General features: G+C 63.1%; 20 protein-coding genes and 1 tRNA gene. 11 read left to right on the top strand and 10 right to left on the bottom strand.

Annotated features, from left to right (window positions below; genetic code table 11):
- Positions 1-28 precede the first annotated feature (28 nt).
- Together ACM61V_RS02555 and ACM61V_RS02550 are read left to right on the top strand one after the other, a co-directional pair.
- Entirely contained in the window at positions 29-913 is an 885-nt protein-coding gene (locus ACM61V_RS02555) for a bestrophin family protein (RefSeq protein WP_137785516.1), read from the top strand.
- A 5-nt stretch (positions 914-918) separates the two neighbouring features.
- Positions 919-1,614, top strand: a complete 696-nt coding sequence (locus ACM61V_RS02550; RefSeq protein WP_137785515.1) for an HAD family hydrolase — start codon at positions 919-921, stop codon at positions 1,612-1,614.
- 21 nt (positions 1,615-1,635) lie between these two features.
- On the opposite strand, the gene ACM61V_RS02545 is transcribed toward ACM61V_RS02550, so the two are convergent.
- Positions 1,636-3,057, bottom strand: a complete 1,422-nt coding sequence (locus ACM61V_RS02545; RefSeq protein WP_137785514.1) for a sigma-54-dependent transcriptional regulator — start codon at positions 3,055-3,057, stop codon at positions 1,636-1,638.
- A gap of 212 nt (positions 3,058-3,269) precedes the next feature.
- Here ACM61V_RS02545 and ACM61V_RS02540 point away from each other — a divergent pair, with 212 nt between their 5' ends.
- The 7 genes from ACM61V_RS02540 (at position 3,270) to ACM61V_RS02510 (ending at position 7,965) form a co-directional block, all read left to right on the top strand.
- Positions 3,270-3,395: an aa3-type cytochrome c oxidase subunit IV gene (locus ACM61V_RS02540; protein WP_137785513.1), complete on the top strand. Its 126-nt coding sequence runs from the start codon at positions 3,270-3,272 to the stop codon at positions 3,393-3,395.
- 5 nt (positions 3,396-3,400) lie between these two features.
- Positions 3,401-4,522, top strand: a complete 1,122-nt coding sequence (locus ACM61V_RS02535; RefSeq protein WP_137785512.1) for an NAD(P) transhydrogenase subunit alpha — start codon at positions 3,401-3,403, stop codon at positions 4,520-4,522.
- The gene (locus ACM61V_RS02530) at positions 4,519-4,884 is read left to right on the top strand and encodes a hypothetical protein (RefSeq protein ID WP_137785511.1); all 366 of its coding nucleotides are present in this window, start codon (positions 4,519-4,521) and stop codon (positions 4,882-4,884) included. Before ACM61V_RS02535 ends, ACM61V_RS02530 begins: the two co-directional genes overlap by 4 nt.
- Before the next feature lie 4 nt (positions 4,885-4,888).
- Positions 4,889-5,188: an NAD(P) transhydrogenase subunit alpha gene (locus tag ACM61V_RS02525; protein WP_137785510.1), complete on the top strand. Its 300-nt coding sequence runs from the start codon at positions 4,889-4,891 to the stop codon at positions 5,186-5,188.
- A gap of 90 nt (positions 5,189-5,278) precedes the next feature.
- Complete coding sequence (locus tag ACM61V_RS02520) at positions 5,279-6,760, top strand: NAD(P)(+) transhydrogenase (Re/Si-specific) subunit beta (protein WP_137785509.1); 1,482 nt, start codon at positions 5,279-5,281, stop codon at positions 6,758-6,760.
- Positions 6,761-6,908: 148 nt separating this feature from the next.
- Positions 6,909-7,841 (top strand): hypothetical protein, encoded by a 933-nt coding sequence (locus ACM61V_RS02515; RefSeq protein ID WP_419713785.1) that lies wholly within the window; start codon positions 6,909-6,911, stop codon positions 7,839-7,841.
- A gap of 48 nt (positions 7,842-7,889) precedes the next feature.
- Positions 7,890-7,965, top strand: a tRNA-Val gene (locus ACM61V_RS02510).
- Positions 7,966-8,021: 56 nt separating this feature from the next.
- On the opposite strand, the gene ACM61V_RS02505 is transcribed toward ACM61V_RS02510, so the two are convergent.
- From ACM61V_RS02505 to ACM61V_RS02465, 9 genes are all read right to left on the bottom strand, one after another.
- Positions 8,022-8,333, bottom strand: a complete 312-nt coding sequence (locus tag ACM61V_RS02505) for a hypothetical protein (RefSeq protein WP_137785507.1) — start codon at positions 8,331-8,333, stop codon at positions 8,022-8,024.
- A gap of 20 nt (positions 8,334-8,353) precedes the next feature.
- Positions 8,354-9,586 carry a hypothetical protein gene (locus tag ACM61V_RS02500; protein ID WP_137785506.1) on the bottom strand — a complete coding sequence of 411 codons (1,233 nt, stop codon included), beginning with the start codon at positions 9,584-9,586 and terminating at the stop codon, positions 8,354-8,356.
- Positions 9,583-11,805, bottom strand: a complete 2,223-nt coding sequence (locus ACM61V_RS02495; protein WP_137785505.1) for a GumC family protein — start codon at positions 11,803-11,805, stop codon at positions 9,583-9,585. Before ACM61V_RS02495 ends, ACM61V_RS02500 begins: the two co-directional genes overlap by 4 nt.
- A 15-nt stretch (positions 11,806-11,820) precedes the next feature.
- Positions 11,821-12,534 carry a polysaccharide biosynthesis/export family protein gene (locus tag ACM61V_RS02490; RefSeq protein WP_137785504.1) on the bottom strand — a complete coding sequence of 238 codons (714 nt, stop codon included), beginning with the start codon at positions 12,532-12,534 and terminating at the stop codon, positions 11,821-11,823.
- Between the two features lie 41 nt (positions 12,535-12,575).
- Positions 12,576-13,943 carry an O-antigen ligase family protein gene (locus tag ACM61V_RS02485; RefSeq protein WP_171007478.1) on the bottom strand — a complete coding sequence of 456 codons (1,368 nt, stop codon included), beginning with the start codon at positions 13,941-13,943 and terminating at the stop codon, positions 12,576-12,578.
- A gap of 415 nt (positions 13,944-14,358) precedes the next feature.
- The gene (locus ACM61V_RS02480; protein WP_137785502.1) at positions 14,359-14,829 is read right to left on the bottom strand and encodes a hypothetical protein; all 471 of its coding nucleotides are present in this window, start codon (positions 14,827-14,829) and stop codon (positions 14,359-14,361) included.
- A 103-nt stretch (positions 14,830-14,932) separates the two neighbouring features.
- Positions 14,933-15,346, bottom strand: a complete 414-nt coding sequence (locus ACM61V_RS02475) for a DUF6527 family protein (protein ID WP_137785501.1) — start codon at positions 15,344-15,346, stop codon at positions 14,933-14,935.
- Between the two features lie 13 nt (positions 15,347-15,359).
- Positions 15,360-16,541, bottom strand: a complete 1,182-nt coding sequence (locus ACM61V_RS02470; RefSeq protein WP_137785500.1) for a ThiF family adenylyltransferase — start codon at positions 16,539-16,541, stop codon at positions 15,360-15,362.
- Entirely contained in the window at positions 16,501-16,953 is a 453-nt protein-coding gene (locus ACM61V_RS02465; protein ID WP_419713784.1) for a hypothetical protein, read from the bottom strand. The genes ACM61V_RS02470 and ACM61V_RS02465 overlap by 41 nt, the downstream gene beginning before the upstream one ends.
- Before the next feature lie 172 nt (positions 16,954-17,125).
- On the opposite strand from ACM61V_RS02465, the gene ACM61V_RS02460 reads away from it, so the two are divergent.
- Entirely contained in the window at positions 17,126-17,500 is a 375-nt protein-coding gene (locus tag ACM61V_RS02460; RefSeq protein ID WP_137785498.1) for a helix-turn-helix domain-containing protein, read from the top strand.
- A 25-nt stretch (positions 17,501-17,525) separates the two neighbouring features.
- Positions 17,526-18,368 (top strand): ImmA/IrrE family metallo-endopeptidase, encoded by an 843-nt coding sequence (locus ACM61V_RS02455; protein WP_171007477.1) that lies wholly within the window; start codon positions 17,526-17,528, stop codon positions 18,366-18,368.
- Positions 18,369-18,371: the final 3 nt, after the last annotated feature.

Genomic DNA, 18,371 nt, shown 5'->3' with positions numbered 1-18,371 from the left:
TATTCGCGCACGAGCGTTGCTGCGCGCGATGATCGTTTCACCCGCCCCCCGCTTCAGCCGGCTCCTCCACGAAGTATGGCGCCCGCTCGCCATATTGTTCGTGTGGGACGTAGCCGTAACCATTGTCTATTTCGTGCTGCCGTTTCGCGCCCCGTCGCTGCCGCTCACCCTGTTCGGCTCGGCGCTCGCGCTGTTCCTGGGGTTTCGCAGCAACTCCGCCTACCAACGCTGGTGGGAGGGGCGCGTATTGTGGGGCGCGATGATAAACGCCTCGCGCAGCCTTTCGCGCCAGGCGCGAAATTTCCTGAACTTTCCCGAGGCGCATGATTTGCGACGGACGATCGTCTTGCGCCAGCTGGCCTATGTCAACGCGCTGCGCTGCCAGCTTCGTCGCCAGCCGGTCGATGGCGAAGTATTGCGCTTTCTGTCGAAGGGAGAGGCGGAGCCGGCGCTGGCGCGCGTGAATATCGCCAACGGGCTGCTCGACGGCACCGGGCGGCGGATTGACGACGCCCGGCGGCGTGGCTGGATCGACACGATCCTGCAATCGCGGCTGGAGGCGACGTTGGTGGATATCGCCAATGCGCAGGGCGGAATGGAGCGACTGAAGAACACGCCGCTGCCGACCCAGTATCGCTTCATGCCGACATTGTTCGCGCATGTATTCTGCGTCCTGCTGCCGATCGGGCTGGTCGAATCGCTCGGTTTCGCAACGCCGCTGGGATCAACCGTGGCCGGTCTGATGTTCCTCGCCGTGCTCAGGATCGGCGACGATCTGGTCGATCCGTTCTCGAATACGGTGCACGACGTGCCGCTTTCCGCCATGTGTCGCACGATAGAGATCGACCTGCTCCAGTCACTGGGAGATGAGGCGCCGGCGCCCCTTGCGCCCGAGCGCGGTATCCTCTGGTAACGCTGATGACCGTCGATCTGATCTGCCTGGATGCGGACGATACGCTCTGGCACAACATGCGCTTCTTCGCCGCGGCTGAAGAAGCGCTGATGGCCATGCTCGCCCCGTTCGCTGACGCCGGGATCGCGCGCGAGACGATGGCGGCGGTGGAGCGGCGCAACCTTGAACTCTATGGTTATGGCGCGAAGAGTTTTACGCTTTCGATGATCGAGGTTGCGCTCGAGCTTGGCGGCGAGGCGCTGCCGATCGCGGCGGTGCGCGAGATTCTGGCGGCGGGGCGCGCACTGCTCGCCCACCCGGTCGAACTGTTCGACGGGATCGAGGAGACGCTGGAGCGGTTGGCGGCGCGCGGGCGGCTGGTGCTGGTGACCAAGGGCGATCTTCTGCACCAGGAAATGAAGCTAGCCGCCTCCGGGCTTGGCAGCCGCTTCTCCGCGATCGAGATTGTCAGCGACAAGACGCCGGATACGTTTCGCCGCCTGTTCGCGCGGCATGATGCGCGGCCCGAACGCTGCGTCATGGCGGGCGATTCGATGCGCTCCGATGTATTGCCGGCGCTTGCGGCCGGGGCATGGGCGGCGTTCATCCCGCAGGCGGGCGGATGGGCGCACGAAGCGGCCGCGCCGCCGGACGACCGCGCCCGCTTCACCACGTTGCAGCGGCTTGGCGATCTCCCGCGCTGGATCGACAGCATCGCTTGAACAGGCCGCGCATCGGCAATGCTACGCCGCGTTGTCGATCCCGAGTTCCACCAGTTTGCGGTACAGGGTCGAGCGCCCGATCCCCAGGCGGCGCGCCACCTCTGTCATGCGCCCGCGATAGTGGCCGATCGCGAGCCGGATCACGTCCGCCTCGATTTCTTCCAGCGCGCGCATGTGTCCGTCAGCGCGAAACAATGTGACGCCGCCGGAAGTCGCCATCCGCTGTGCGGCCGGCACGGCATCCCGCCGGCCCGCAAGCGCCGCTATCTGCGGGAAATCGCCGCGCGTCAGCGCATCGCCTTCACAGACCACCGCGGCGCGGAAGAGCGCGTTCTGAAGCTGGCGGACATTGGCCGGCCAGTCATATTCGACCAGCAGCGAGAGCGCATCATCGGTGATGCCAAGCTGGCGCAGCCCCGGCTGGCGCGCGATCCGCGCCAGCAGATGCCGCGCGAGCGCGGGGATATCGCCGGTCCGCTCGCGCAGCGGCGGGATCGTCACCTGCACGGCACTGAGACGGAAGAAGAGATCCTCGCGGAACCGCCCTGCCTCCACCTCTTCGCTCAACTTCCGGTTCGTCGCCGCGATCACGCGCACGTCCACCTCGCGCGCGTGGCGCGCGCCGATCGGCTGCACTTCCCCGGTCTGGAGCACACGCAGCAGCTTTACCTGGGCCTCCATCGGCAACTCGCCGATCTCGTCGAGAAAGATCGTGCCGCCGTCGGCATCGATGAACTTGCCGACCTTGCGATCGAACGCGCCGGTGAAGGCACCCTGCTCGTGCCCGAACAGTTCGCTTTCGATGAGATTGGCCGACATCGCGCCGCAATCGACCGTTATCATCGGTTTGCGCCCGCGCGGCGATGCGGCGTGCACGGCTTCGGCGACCACTTCCTTGCCGACGCCGCTCTCGCCCTCGATCAGCACGGCGACGCGTGCACGTGCCGCCTTGGCGGCGATCGCGAGCGCGGCGCGGAAATCGGGCGCGGAGCCGACGATTTCGTCGAAGCCGAGCATTGCCGGGATCTTCTCCGTCAGCGGCCGCAACTCACCGGCGTCGGTGCCGGCGACCGCGGCCTCCAATGCCGTAAGCAGCCGCTCCGGCGCGAGCGGCTTGACGAGAAAATCGGTCGCCCCGGCGCGCATCGCCTCCACAGCGTGTGAAACGGAACCGTCGGTAGCGGTCACCAGCACCGGCAGCGCGGGGCGGCGCGCGCGAATCTCGCCGATCAGGATGCCGGCGGAATCGTCGGTGCCGCGCTGATCGAGCACGATCGCGTCGAGCTGCATGCCATCCTGGGTGCCGAGCGTCGCGAGTGCCATCTCCGCATCGTCCGCGAATATCGTGCGCCAGCCGCCACGCGCGGCGAGAGTCGCCACCAGGCGGCGCTGGCCGGGCTCGTCGTCAATCAGCATCAGCAGCCGTTGGCCGTTACGCGTCATTCCATTGATCCATTCCGATACGGCGGGGACGGATTCGGCTGATAGGACAGGATGGGTAAAAGGCGGCTTAAGCACCCGGCCCGGTGCTTCGGAACGGAATCGAGCGACGGTTGTGTGTCCGCGCTACGCACCGTCGCAGCAACCGGTCGGGCTTGAGGCGCGAGGCAAGCGTCGATAAGGAGCGAGACGAATCAGGGGAGCGAGAGGACGCCATGGCCGAAAAGTCAGAAATCAAGGCGCACATCGCGACCTATAACAGCGTCATCGAACTGCTGAAATGGGGCTCGGTCGGCGTGGCGTTGATCGCCGCGCTGGTGATCTGGCTTATCTACCGCTGACCGGCATGAAGATCGCCGTCCTCAAAGAAACCGTGGATGGCGAAAGGCGCGTCGCCGCCACGCCCGAAACGGTCAGGAAATTTATCGCGCTTGGCGCGGAAGTCTCGGTCGAGCACGCAGCCGGCGCGGCTGCGGACTTCGGCGACCAGGGATATATAGACGCTGGCGCGACGCTGGCTGACCGGGCAGGCGTGGTTTCCGGCGCGGATATCCTGCTGGGCGTGCAAGGCCCCGATCCGGCGAGCATCACAGGAGTGAAGCAGGGCGCATGGCTCGCCGCCGGACTGAACCCGTTCGGCGAACGCGCGCGGGTCGATGCCTATGCGGCGGCCGGGATAGAGGCGCTGGCGATGGAATTCATGCCGCGCATCACGCGCGCGCAATCGATGGACATCCTCTCGTCCCAGTCGAACCTGGCCGGCTACAAGGCGGTGCTTGACGCGGCCGCCGAATACGGGCGCGCCTTTCCGATGATGATGACGGCGGCGGGCACGATCACCGCCGCGAAGGCATTCGTCATGGGCGTCGGCGTGGCGGGGCTTCAGGCGATCGCCACCGCGCGCCGGCTGGGTGCGCAGGTTTCCGCCACTGACGTGCGGTCCGCGACGAAGGAGCAGATTCAGTCGCTCGGAGCAAAGCCGATCTTCGTCGAGAATGTCGCCGGTATCGAAGGCGAGGGATCGGGGGGATATGCCACCGAGATGTCGCCCGAATATCAGAAGGCGCAGGCCGAGCTGGTATCGGCGCACATCGCCAAGCAGGATATCGTCATCACCACCGCGCTGATCCCCGGCCGCGCCGCGCCGCGCCTGATTTCGGACGCGCAGATCGCGACGATGAAGCCGGGCAGCGTGATCGTCGATCTCGCGGTGGAGCAGGGCGGCAATGTCGAGGGGGCGGTGGCCGGCCAGGTCGTGGAGCGGCATGGCGTTAAAATCGTCGGGCATCGCAACGTGCCGTCGCGCCTCGCGGCGGACGCATCCGCGCTGTTCGCCCGAAACCTCTACAATTTCCTCTCCGCCTTCTGGGATAAGGAGCAGGGCCGCCCGATCCTCGATGAGGAAATCGGTGATGCGGTGCGGCTGACCAGGGACGGCAAGGTGGTCAATGCGAGGTTGCTCGGATGATCCTCGCGCTTCTGCTTGCCGTTGCTGCGCCGGCGGCGGCCGATCGGCGGCCGGTGGACGTTCGCGCAACCGGCGAGGGCGTGCTGACGCAAAAGCTGTCCGACGCGCTGATCGCCAGCCTGGGCAATGCCAAGCGGCTGCGCGCGGCTGGCGGGGATGACAAGCCAGGGCTCTCGCTCGTCATCCTCGGTGACGTCGCCGAAAAGGGTGACCGCTTCGACTATATGGTCGACCTGGTCGAGCCGGGCAGCAACCTGTCTTCGCGGCGGATCGCCTCGATGAGCGGCACGTGCCGCAACGCGCAGGTCGCGAAGTGTGCGGCGGACATCGTCGCCAGGGCCGAGCGCAAGGTGAGGAGTTAATCCCGTGGATTTCATCGCGATCCTGTCGATCTTCGTGCTGGCATGTTTCGTCGGCTATTATGTGGTGTGGTCGGTCACGCCTGCGCTGCACACGCCGCTGATGGCGGTGACGAACGCGATCTCCTCGGTCATCATCGTGGGTGCGCTGATCGCTTCGGCGGCGACCGGCAGCGCCAGTTCGAAATGGCTCGGGCTGATCGCGGTGACGCTGGCGAGCGTCAATATCTTCGGCGGCTTTGCCGTCACCGCGCGGATGCTGGCGATGTACAAGAAGAAGGACCGGCCGGCGGCCGCCAAGCACTGACGCTTGCATCACCCCGGCGAAGGCCGGGATCGTCCGGCGTGATGACGTAATCTAACCCCGGCGTTCGGGGCGACGTTTTGGGGGAATGGAATGGAACACGTCGCGGTAAATCCCTGGGCGGCATTGGCCTATCTGATTGCCGGCGTGTGCTTCGTTCTCGCATTGCGCGGGCTGTCGAGCCCGGTTTCCAGCCAACGCGGCAACCGCTTCGGCATGATCGGCATGGCCATCGCGGTGGTAACGACGCTCCTCACCCACGCGCCGACGATCGAGGTGCTGGTCGTCGGGCAGACGCCCGAGATCGATTACTGGGCGGTGTTCAGCCGGCTTGATCCGGTTGCCTTCGGCGAAATCCTCCTGGCCATCGGCATTGGCGCCGCGATCGGCATCACGACCGCGCGCCGGATCGCGATGACGGCGATGCCGCAGCTCGTCGCGGCCTTTCACAGCCTCGTCGGCATGGCGGCGGTGCTGGTCGCCTGCGCCGCCTATCTCAACCCGGCGGCGTTCGGCATCGTCGATGCGGCGGGGCAGATTCTTACGGTCAGCCGGATCGAGATGGGTCTCGGCGTCGCGATCGGCGCGATCACCTTCTCCGGCTCGGTCATCGCCTTTGCTAAATTGAACGGCAATATGGGCGGCGCGCCGATCATGCTGCCCGCGCGTCACGTGCTCAATCTCGGCGTGCTCGTCGGCATTCTCGTCCTGATCGCCTATTTCACACAGGATCAGTCGCCGTGGGTATTCTGGACAGTGACGGTGCTGAGCTTTGTCATCGGCTTCCTGCTCATCATCCCGATCGGCGGCGCGGACATGCCGGTAGTGGTGTCGATGCTCAACAGCTACTCCGGCTGGGCGGCGGCGGCGATGGGCTTCACCCTTCATAATACGGCGATGATTATCACCGGCGCACTGGTCGGCTCGTCGGGCGCGATTCTCAGCTACATCATGTGTCGCGCGATGAACCGGAGCTTCATCAGCGTGATCGCTGGCGGCTTTGGCGCCGAAGCTGCGAGCAGCGGCGATGCGGCAAAGATCGATCGCCCGTGGAAGCGCGGGTCGGCGGAGGACGCCGCGTTCCTGATGAGCCAGGCCGAACAGGTCATCATCGTTCCCGGCTATGGCATGGCGGTAGCGCAGGCGCAGCACGCGCTGCGCGAGATGGGCGACAAGCTCAAGGAGCACGGCGTCCGCGTGAAATATGCGATTCACCCGGTCGCGGGGCGAATGCCGGGGCATATGAACGTGCTGCTCGCCGAGGCGAACGTGCCTTATGACGAGGTGTTCGAACTGGAGGACATCAATTCCGAGTTCGCGCAAACCGACGTAGCCTTCGTGATCGGAGCCAATGACGTGACCAACCCGGCGGCGAAGACCGACAAGACCTCCCCGATTTATGGAATGCCGGTACTTGATGTGGAGAAGGCCAAAACGGTGCTGTTTGTTAAACGGTCGATGGGCGGTGTCGGCTATGCCGGTGTCGACAACGACGTTTTCTACATGGACAACACGATGATGCTGCTGGCCGATGCGAAGAAGATGGTCGAGGAAATCGTAAAGTCACTCGACTGAGTTTCTGCAGATTCCTCCATTTCGGACGTAGTCCGGGCGAAAATTGTCGATTCTACTCCGTAATGGAGATGTATCGGCTGCGCCATTTCGGTTCTTTGCATAATTTCAACGGATTGCCGCAGATCGGAGAACCGGGATGTTTCACGATATGACGGAGCCGTACGAAGCTGTCGCGCGGTTCGACGCGCTCATCGTCGCCGGGCCAGGCCTTTCCCGCGATCAGCCGCTGCGAGATGCCGTGCGCGTGGCCGGCGGGCGAGTTCTCGCCAGCGTAGATTGGGAAGGCGCGCTCGATCAGTTCGAGGAAACCGCCGCCGAACCGTTGCTCCTCCTCGATGCGCGCGACGTGGACGACCAGCGCCTTGCGTCCACGCTTTATCGGCTCGACGGCATCGCGACCGGGCGTAATTTGGCGATTGTGGCGGGTATTTCTCCCGCGCAGATCGATATCGCCGGTGCCGGCCTGATCGGGCGGCGGGTCGATCTTCTCTGTGACCCGACCCTAGCGGATTGGGCGATGGCCATTTCGGTATGGCGGGCGGTGAACGGCGCGCAGCTGCGCGATCATATCGCAGAGAACGAAGCGACACGGCTAGCGCGGCTCAACGAGGAGGTCGCACGGATAGCGGATGTGCTCGCACGGCTCAGCAGGCCGCAGGCCGCGCATCCCGGGGAGCCCTCTTCCGTTGCCGACGCGCGCCCGGTTTATGCCGCGCGAGAAGATGAGCCGATCGCGATCGATGCAGGCGAGATCCGCCAGCTCATCCGCGCGCGCCGGCTGCGTGACAGGCAATTCGGGAAGGGGCTATTCGAGGATCCGGCGTGGGACATGATGCTCGATCTGTTCGCTGCGCATCTGGAGCGGGCGGACGTATCGGTCTCCAGCTTGTGCATCGCCGCCGCCGTGCCACCCACGACCGCGTTGCGCTGGATTACGCGGATGAGTGACGCAGGTATTCTTGAGCGGCGCCCCGACCCGTTCGACCGGCGACGCGCGTTCATGGGCCTGACCAAGTCAGCGCTCGATGGGATGCGCTCCTATGTTGGCGCCGCCCGAGCAATGGGCTTGCCGCTGGCCTGACGGCTAAGGCTTGCGATCTGCGACCGGGTCTGCCATCGGCTGCGGCGAGGGCGGTTAGCTCAGTTGGTAGAGCATCTCGTTTACACCGAGAGGGTCGGCGGTTCGAGCCCGTCACCGCCCACCATTGACTTGGGTCGCATCAGCAGTGATCGACACGCGAGTCGCGACCAACCGCGTGAGTTACCGGCCTTGGGGCTTTCCGGCGGAGCGCGCCTGATCGCCGGCGACCTTGAATGGGGAAGTCGCGTTGGCCTGTGGATCGTAGTTCCGGTCGATGCGATTGCGAATACGCGATTGGATGCGGTTCTGGATGCGATTGTCGATCCGTGCCATCGGCTTGATACCGGCCACGCCAACTTCCTTTGTCCGACGCAGGCCCGCGTCGCCGACCGTGGAGCTCGCTACGCGCCCGCCGGACACGTCCTGCGCCATCGCCGGGAGCGCAACCACCAGCGATATCACGGCAATCGAATTGGCCAAGCGCTGTAGCATCGTCGTTCCCTCGCTGCCGATCAATGCGCCGGGGCCAGCTGCACCCGGTCAACCTGCCCGCTCACCCCGCCCACTGCATCGGATGGTTGGACGACCAGCGATAGATATTGCGTTACGCATCCTGCGGGAACGGTGAACCGTCCAGCGAAATTGCCGCCGGCCTGGGCCGACTTGGGAAAGGCGACGCGCCCAAGCTCGCGCCCGTCCTGGCAAGTCAGTGTCCAATACGGTCGCGAACCGCCCGGCGGATCGATGTTCAGGCTATGGCCCCCAAGCACATAATCACCGGCCGGCAACAGCTGCATCTGCCGCAAGACTGGCCCGCCGACGCTTGCCGGCGCGGAGAAATCGAAGATACCATTCCTGCCTTCCCTCTGGATCGAGGCGGAAATGCCGCCATCGGCGATCGGCACCCAGTCCAAGGGGGAGGGCGTGTCGAGCGCGGCGACGAAGCGCGGATCACGCGACATGCGCCGGTCTGCCCCGGGGCGAATCGACGCGTAATAGCTCCAGGCCTCGTCGCGAAAACCGGCGCTCAGCAGCGCGTTGAGCAGCACCGCGCTGGCGTTGCCGGAGATCGGCACCCCGATGCGCCGCAGCCTGGCGAAAAGTCCGCCGGCGCTGCGCGGATCGGGCGCATGACTGGCGGCATAATCGATGAATGCCTGCGCCCAGACCGGCTGCGCGGCGAGCGTGCCGACAAGCGCATCGCGGATCGCCGGATCGGCTATCGCGGAGGACAACACCGGGAATAGCAGATCCGAACCATATGTGGAGGTGCGGAGCGTGATGTCATATTGCCTCAGCGCCCCCGCCACGTCGCCACGCCCCACCGCATCCTCGATCGCCCAGAGGCGGGTACGCAGGTCGCGCCGGGAGAGCATCTGTGCATAAGCGAAAATGCGCCGCGCGCCGGCGGTATCGCCGCGAAGCTGAGCATCGATCCCGAGCGTAGCCGCAGCGGGCACGGCGGTGGGATCCTGCCGCAAGGCGAGGCGGGCCAGCTGGTCAGCCTTGGCGCGCTCGGCGGGCGTGGCCTCCGGGCCGGACAGTTTCTCCGACAGGAGCGCCGTGATCCGCCCGTCGCCGGGCGCGAGCTGGTGCGCCAGTTCAGGGGCGGCGCCGCGTTCCGAATATGCCAGCGACTGCATCACCGACCAGGTTCCCACCGTCGCCATAACCATCGCCAGCGCGATGCGAATGCCCCATTCGCTGGCTCCTCGTCGTGGCAGGATACGGCGTCGTCGACTCATCCCCCGCGCGCCGCCTTGTCGACCTTGCCGTCACGGCCGTAGCCGTAGCCATATTCATAGCCATAGCCGTAATGCGCCTTGCGCGCCTCGAACTTGGTGAGCACGCCGCCGATGATATGTGCGTTGGCGCTGACGAGCCTGCCCAGCGCGGTCTTGACCAGACTGGAGCGGATACCGTGCGATTCCACGGCGTAGATCACGCCCTCCACCCGCGAGGCAATCAGCGGCGCGTCGGCCAGCCCCATTACCGGCGGAGAATCGATCACGACATGATCGTAGGTTTCCAGCAGCCGCTCGATCAGCACCGCAAGGCGATTGCCGGTCAGCAGCTCTGCCGCATTGGGAGGGATCGGCCCGGCCGACATGGCGGTGAAGCCCAGATCGGTCATGGCGAAGGTCAGCGAGGCGATGTTGTCGTCACCCGAGAGGAAGTTGCTGAGCCCACGTTCATGGCTAACCCCGCCAAGGTGATGGACCGAGGGCGAACGCATGTCGCCATCGACCAGGATTACCTTGCGCTGCGCACGCGCCAGCGTGGTGGCAAGCGCGAGCGAGGTAGTCGACTTGCCCTCCGCCGGCCGTGTCGACGTGACCGCTAAGGAACGCGGCACGCCGTGTTCGGTAGTGAAGGCGAGGTTGGTCTGAACCGCGAGATAGGCATCGAACAGATCGGACTTGCGATCGAGCAGCGCCTCCTTCGGAGTGGCCCCCTCCACCTTCGGTACCGAACCGAGCAGCGCCAGGCCGAGCCGCCGCTCCACTTCCGCCGGATCGGCGATCGCTTCGTCCATCTGTTCCAGCGCGAAGGCTGCGAGTGCGCCAATGCCCAACCCAGCGAACAGCGAGATGGCAAGGTTGATCAGCAGACGCGGACTGGACGGTTTTTGCGGCGTATCGGCCGGATCGACGACAGAGATATTGTTGACGCCAACACCGCCGGCAACGCCGATTTCCTTGTAGCGCTGAAGCAGACCGTCATAAAGCGCGCGGTTCGTATCTACCTCTTGCTGATAGATATTATATTGAATGCTGCGCCGGCGCAGATCGAGATAGCTGCCCTTGAGTTGGTCGACCTTGGCCTGCAGCGATCTTTCGCGCTCCTGCGCCTCGCGATAATCAGCCTGCAGCGACCCTGAAACACGGCTTTCCTCGCGCGCAATCGAGCGGTCAAGCTGGTCGATCTGCGACTGGATCGCCTTCGCGGCGGGATATTCCGGCTCGAACTGCATCATCATCCGCTGATATTCAGCAGACAGCTCCGCGCGCTTCTGCCGCAGCCCGTTAATGGCGATATTGCGCAGCGCCTCTGTTGAGGCGCCGGCACGTCCCGCCTGTTCGTAGCGCGCCTCCGCCTGAATGCGATCGGCCGTCGACTGCGAAAGCGCCGCGTTGAGCGAGGCGAGATCATCCGCGACGATCGAGCGTTCGCCCGTTGTTTTGCCATCTCCCGACTGGGCCGGCAGGTTGATGATCTTCTCCGCCGACGCGTAACTGACGAGTTGGCGGAGGGATTCGTCCAGCTTGTCTTTCAGCTGCCCAAGCTGCCGCTGCAGCAGGTTGCGGCCATAGGATGTTGCCTGGGTCTTGCGCTCCAGATTGGTCTGGATGAAATTGTCGGCCCAGGCATTGGTGACCTTGGCGGAGAAATCGGGATCGGGGCTGGTGAAGGTGACATCGACCAGCCGCGACAGTCTCGTCGGGCTGACACCCAGATATTTCAGCAGCGTCTCGCCAGCCACGCGCTGGCGCTCCTGCCTGCCCATGGACGGATAACGCCCGTTAACGAGCTGAAATGCCGGATTCTTATCCGGAATGCCGAACATCTGGAAGAACTTGGGATCGTCGACGAGCCGCAACTGCGTCGCCACCCGTTCCGAAAGCGAGCGCGATTTCAACAGGCCATATTGCGTCTGATAGAATTCCTGATCGGCGACGCTTGCTTCGCGGTCGACCCCCTGGAAATTGGTGACCTTGTCTGATTCGCGCGAAATCTCGATTGTCGCCGTGGCGGTATATTTCGGCGTCATCAGCAGGGTAGCGATTAGGCCTAGCAGAACACAACCGGCCACCGCGCCAAGAATTACATAGCGCCAGCGCAGCGCGACGCGCAGATACTGACGGATCAGCGGGATGCGATCGTGCGTGCCGATACCCGTCTGGGCGACTATCGGCCCGGTGGCCGGGCCGGCGCCCAGCAAATTGGAAGTGACCAAGTTCATGTCGGTTGCCCCTTCCTAGTTCACGATCGCGATCAGCGGCGCGGCAAGAATAGGCGAAAGCGAGACAAAGTCGCGGAACAGGCGACGCTGCGGCGAATCCCCGACAACGATCACGTCGTTCGCATAGATCGGCGGATCGTCATATCCCCCCCGCCGGATAGCGCCGACATTGTAGAGACCTGCCATTTTTCGTCCATCCACGGTGCGCAGGATCACGACATCGTCCTGCCGCGCATATTCCGACAGGCCCTTGGCCGAGGCGATAGCCCGCATCAATGTCATCTGGTTGGTCACGGGATACAGCCCCGGTTCCACCACCTGCCCGTCGACCGTCACCACCTGGCTCACCGAGCTCTTGATGTTCACCGTCACTTCCGGATTGCGCACGTAGCGACCGCGCAGCGCCGCCTCGATGGCCTCCGCGAGTTCGGCCGAAGTCTTGCCGCGCGCGTCGATTGTCCCGGCCAGCGGCATGGAAACCCGGCCACTGGCGTCGACCTGCACTTCGCGGCTCAGATCGGGAACGTTGAACACATCGACCTGGATCGTATCTAGCGGCCCGATCAACGAGGGCCGATCCGGCGCGGTGAGATCGAGCCGGTTAGGCCCGGGCAGCGTCGTGCTGTCTTTCACGACGGTAAGGCGCTCGGTGGATTGCAGAGCTTGTCGGCCGGCGCATCCCGCAAGCGCGGCGGTCGCCATCAGCAGGGCAAGGCAAGGGTAACGCATCTAACTGAAACTTCCACAGATGAAGGAAGGGTTGCCGTGGCCTATAGGTCTGTCCTCCCAATGGGTAAAGCTGGCCGCGCCCGCCCTTCCGCGTTTCGCGGCCGTTCGCCATTCAGCCACAACGCCGCGATAATCACGCAGGTCATGATTATAGGAGTGCGCGCCGGATAGTCGAACAGACTGGCGACCAGCACCAGCAGCAGCAGCGCCGAACCCAATCGCGGCAAAGCCTCCGGTTTTTGCCATGCCTTGACGCTCGCCCACAACCACCACGCGAGCGAAACCGAAAGCAGCAGCAGGCCCGGCAACCCGGTGTCGAGCACAATCTCGAGAAAATCGTTATGGGCGTGGTTGAAATAGGTGAACGTCAGCAGCGCAAAAGGCTCGTGTATCCTGAATATCGGATCGAAGGCGCCAAGCCCCGACCCCGCCGGGAAATACGTTCGAATCAGTTCCAGCACCGTCGGCAGCGCACGTCGCCGCATGTCCTCGCCGGGTTCAATCGTCAGCACCCGGCTGATTGAGACTGCGCGATCCGCCGCAATGCTCAACGCCACCAGCGCCAGGATCATCGCGACAAAGCCACCGATCATCGCGGGCAAAACCCAGCGCGGGTAGCGGCCCAGTTCCCTTCGCAGCGGGCGCCATGGGATGATCAGCCCCACCGCCAGGCCAATGACACCGACAAGCATGCCGGCGCGTGATCCGCTTGCCAGAATGGTCAGCGCAAAAAGCGGAAGCAGCCCGAATGCGATCGGGGCCCGCCAGCCCGGCCGACGGCCGCCCTGGAATGCCCATACCGGCGCCAGTGCGCAGCCGATCGCCACGAAAAGGGCGAAATGATTGCGGTTCGCGAAAGTCCCGCTAACCTGCCCCCGCGTGTCGTTGACAAGCGGGTTGTTGAAGCCGGCACCCGAGAACTGCAGCAGGCCAATCAACATCGAAGCGACAATCAGAGCCAACAGAATGCCGGGCAGGATTGCGCGCTCGGCCGGCCTTGTGCCGAGCAGCAACAGTAAAACCGTCAACGGCACCACCAATGAAAATAGCGCATTCGCCGTTGCGCCGGGAACAATCGACCAGGGGCGCCAAGGCTGCCCTGCTCCGCCGAGCGCTGCGTCCGCGAAGGGCGCTCGGCCGGGCAGCTCCTGCCACAGGGCGGGCGGCAGCGGCACTAGCTGCAGTGCAGCCAGCGTGATCGACGCCGCCAGCAGCAGTGCAACGGGCCGCGCATCGCGCCAGCGGGGCCAGTCGGCAGCGAGCGCACCGGCGACCAGCGCCAGCCACGCCGCGCCACGCACGATCAGTTGCCCAGGAACGTCCGCACGTGAAGCGCCGCCGGCAATCCATATTGCGGCGAGCAAAGATAGCAGCAAGGCAAACGACAGTGACGGTCGCGACGGGATCAAGGGGGTTCGTAAGGCCATGACAGGATCGCTCTATGGCAATCCCGCCAGGAACAAAACCATCTCTACACCAAACAGGATCGCTAAGGTGGCCCAGGGTTCAGCGCTCGCTCAGTTCGGCAGGCGGCGGACCTGGCCACAGAATAGCCGGTGAATGGTAAGCCCCGCGCCAGGAATGCCATCGCCGCCGTTGTGGCGCGGTTCCGCTGCATAAAAAGCGATCCATCAGGACCGCTTAACCGCACGATTTTTTTGTTTTAAATTTGGAGCGGGCGAAGGGATTCGCTCGTTACCGTCGTTCCTCCGGGCAACGGTCTAAGAGCCAACGCTGCCTCATTTGAAATGCCGAAACCGGGCCGTTAGCAGACCGACGGCTTTCGTTCCGCGATCTGAAATAGCTGCCGTGGGTTCACGTCGCTCATCGCTTCGTCCGGCGCTGCACGATTGTTTGCGCTAGGATTCGGCGGTTGATCTTGCGCTTCCAGTCCAATTGGGCCTGAGACAGTGTGCGCTTTCGAGCAGTCTGAATCAGGAAGCGATATTCCTTTTCGCTGTACAGGTAGCCCATGCGATAGGCGTGCTCGATCAAATCGTGGTTGGCATTTGCGGTCTCATCTTCGGCGATGCGCCTCAGACCGTCGAACAGATTTCCGGTACTAATCTGGATGAAGCGATTGATGCAGACGTTGCCCACATAGGTGCTGTTTCCGTTGTGACGGTTACGAATGTAGCAATGTTCCTTGATGTCCTGACCACAGGGGCAATTATCCCACTCCTCGCTGATCTCAACAGCGACAAGCTCCCATTCCTGACGGGCTGCCTCGAAATTTGATGCGACGGATAACGGAAGAATATGCGCCTTGAGATGCTCGAAATTGGGAGATGTCATAGCGGTTCAGCCTTCCCGGATTATTAGGCTTGCTCGTCCTTTTTCGATTTTGCGTATATCGTCACCTCCCCAGGCGGAGCGTCTGGTCGGACAGGTGCCAGCATCATCGTCCAAAGATCGACAAGAGCTTGCGGAACGCCTCGCCAACCCTGGACTTGATGCGGTCGCGCCAAGTAACAGGGACAGGTTCATTGTCGCGCAGCGCGTGTCGGGCGATTTGCAGCTGCATTGTGGTGGCCGCCATCGCACTCGAAAATGTTGGAAGCCATTCCACCTCACCGCCGCGGATGAAGTAATGCGATTTACAGGGCGCATCGCAGACCGAAATGGACGGGTGGATTGTCGCCAGATCGTCTGCGGACGTGATCTCGTGGCTATCCGGCACCAGAAGGCTGACACGGTGGCCACACCCGCAAGCACATAACAGCGCTCCGATCTCAAACTCTTCGCTGTGATAGACGACGCCCGGGCTCAGCTCTTTGGGAATGCGCTCGACAGCTTGATATCGATATTTCACGGGCTCACGCCTTTCAGTCGATTTCGAACGGCACCGAGTCAAAGATATACGCGCTTGCAGTGCCCTCGTAATCGAGCAAACCGAAGTGCTGTTTGAACCGGATGACAGCCATCGCTGCGTTCAGCGCGTTCAACTCGGTGATCTGCGGGCGCTTGCGATATTCGTCGTCCTTCGGGTTTTGGATCGGCAATCTTACCGATCCGACATTCTCTTCGAATGCCCGACGATCGGTGCCGGTTACGCGAATGAACGCGCTCAAGCCGACCGCAGAGCGCGTCAGGCCCATACCGCAATCGACAAACGGAACATTGTTGGCAGTTAGCCAATCGACGATCACAAGCCTCGACGGGCCATCATCGACCGATACAAAGACGAAGTCGAAGTCTTTCAATTGCGCGATATTGTCGTGCGTCACCCGTTCCGGCACCGGCTCGATCGCGCCATGCCACTGGCTATATTGCGTCGCCAGCGCGTTGACCTTGCGTTGCCCGATAGCGCGAGGGATGAAGCCCGGCATCCGGAAGATGGTATGTACGTGCACCTTGTCGTCGTCGAAGAGCCGAATGGTCGCGAGATGCGTGCGCGCAAGGAAGTCGAGGATATAGGCGCCAGTTCCACCTAGCCCGATGATTGCGACCCTCTTGCCGCGCAAGCGTGTCGACAGATCATTGATCTCATATCGCGCAGACATCGTGTCCGGAAATTTGAGCGGGGATTTCTGTTCGGCGGCTCTAACTTCGATGGCGGCAAGCGGCGTCGCGTCAGGAAACGCCGCAAGCGCGGGTCCCGTAATCTTTTCGAGATAGGTTTCGATCTTTTCCGCAAACGAGGTGTATTCGCGCATCTGACCAGAATCGCCCAGCAGCTTGCACGAGAAGGACTGGTTGGTCGAATAGTCGTCGGTGATGGCAATGGCACTCTCGCCGCCGCCAAGTGCCAACGGCTTTCCACTTAGATCGCATGGTCGGCTACCGCGCCACAGTGCCTGATGGTCCTTCGGTTCCATCACGCCATCAGCCAAATTTACGGAACTCAGCCAATCTCCATGCTGGAGGTGCCCGTCCGCATCGAGATAGGGCCAGCCGTACAGGATGAGGTATCCGCCGACAAAGTCGATCAGATGCCCCGTCTCGTCCAAATCCTTCAGAAAAGGATTACGATTCACCAGTTCCGGCAACGCGAAATCGCATTCCATCTTTCACCTCCACGTTGGGTCCCTGGACGAGCGTGCCGCTCGGATTTTTGGCCGGCCCGTGAGAATACTTGACCAGATATTCGGCCGATGCCGTGCCGCCGCTGCCGAGGTAGAGATTGACGACGCGGTCGTAGTTGATGTGGTTGGTATCGATCACGTGGTCGTCGCCATTGACCAGGATATCGAACACCTGCTTGCTGTAAAAATGCGCGTCCGCGACCAGATCGAGGGGCGTGTCGTCGCGCACGATGCGCTCGTCTTCCACGTCGCCCTGGACTTCGCGGTACAGCGCTTCGTTCTTGGGGATATCCCCAAGCTCGTACAGTGCGTCGCCAGTGGTCGGACTGGGCGAATGATAGACTTCGCGGTTGATATGAATGCGCACCTCGTGCGCCGCAGCATGATCGTTCATCTCAAACCTTTCTCCGCCTGAGCGGCTTGCCTTTTGCCTCGCCGGATGCCATTTTGGTGTCCGGCCAGACAACAGATAAGGCCAAAAAATTGCCCTGGGCCTCAGATCCGCAGGGCTGTTGTCTGACTGGACAACATATGTGACTGACGTCGTGTTTTGTCAAGGAGGTCTGATGCCGGAATCGGCGCTTGGAAATTGGTTGAAGGCGTTGCGTGGCGATCGCGGCTGGAGTCTAAGGGAAGCTGCCCAGCGTGCCGAGGTCGATCACGCTTATGTATACCGGCTGGAAACGGGCGCCAAGGAATCGCCATCCGAGGACGTGCTCGACAGACTTATCGGCGCGCTGACTCCATCGGCGCGCGACGCCGACATTCTACGACTCCTGGCAGTGCATCCGAACGTGGATCCCGCATTGGCTGACTTCGCGCGCAATGATCCAACGATCTCACCGCAGGAACTCCATATGCTGACCACCGTGGTGAACCGGGGCGCCCGTGCCGACTATACACTGTCGCTCGAGCGCATACGCAGGTTCATGTCAGCGTGATGCCTTGAACGACCAGGATGCCGCCATGAAAGCGCGCGCGTTTATCGCGGCCGTCGGTCCGTCGGTTTTGCCGGTGCCGGTGGAAGCCTATGCCGCGCACATCGGTGGCACGGTGTCGGCAGAACCGTTGGGCGACCAAGAAGATGCATGGTCGGTTCGACTGCCCGACGGCACATACCGGATATGCGTCAATTGCGGGCAGAATTCCCGCCGGCAACGGTTCAGCATCTGCCATGAAGTGGCGCACGTAGTGCTTGGCATCCCGGCTGAGCATGAGGCACCGAGCTGGAGCTATGCGCGTCGCGCGCCCGGCGAGGTTGCGTGTGATGTGTTCGCCTCTGAACTCTTGCTGCCCCACAAAATGTTCAAGCCCAAGGTCGATGCCGTCGATCCCGGAATGGACGCGATTGCTAGTCTGGCCGACGAATTTGACGCGTCGCTGATCGCTACCGCGTCACGCTTTGCAACTTTTTCGCGCGAACTTTGCGCTTTCGTCCTTTCAGAGGCTGGCAAAGTCCGGTTTTGCGCCAGATCGACATCGCTGCGTGCAGCTGGCGCTTTGGTGAGACCGGGAACGATGCTGCCGAGCGATTCGCTAAGCGCGCGGCTGCGGCGTGGCGATACGGAAACAGGGCCCGTCGACGCCGAGCCCGACCAGTGGTTCGACGACTGGACCAGAAGCGGATACCTGTATGAGGATAGTCGCCATATCGGACAGTGGGACCAGACGCTGACGCTGTTATGGTTCGAAAACGAGGAGCTGCCGCCGCCACCCGCAGAACGTGAACGCTGGGAAAGCGAGAGAACGGGACTTCGCGAGCTAGACGGAATCCTGCCCTGGCCCGATAAAGCCAAACGGCGGCGCTAGGGC

The organism is Sphingomonas sp. TX0543 (assembly GCF_048565505.1).
Classification (GTDB): Bacteria; Pseudomonadota; Alphaproteobacteria; order Sphingomonadales; family Sphingomonadaceae; genus Sphingomonas.
The sequence above is the reverse complement of the archived record's forward strand: the minus strand, read 5'-3'. Positions and strand labels throughout refer to the sequence as shown.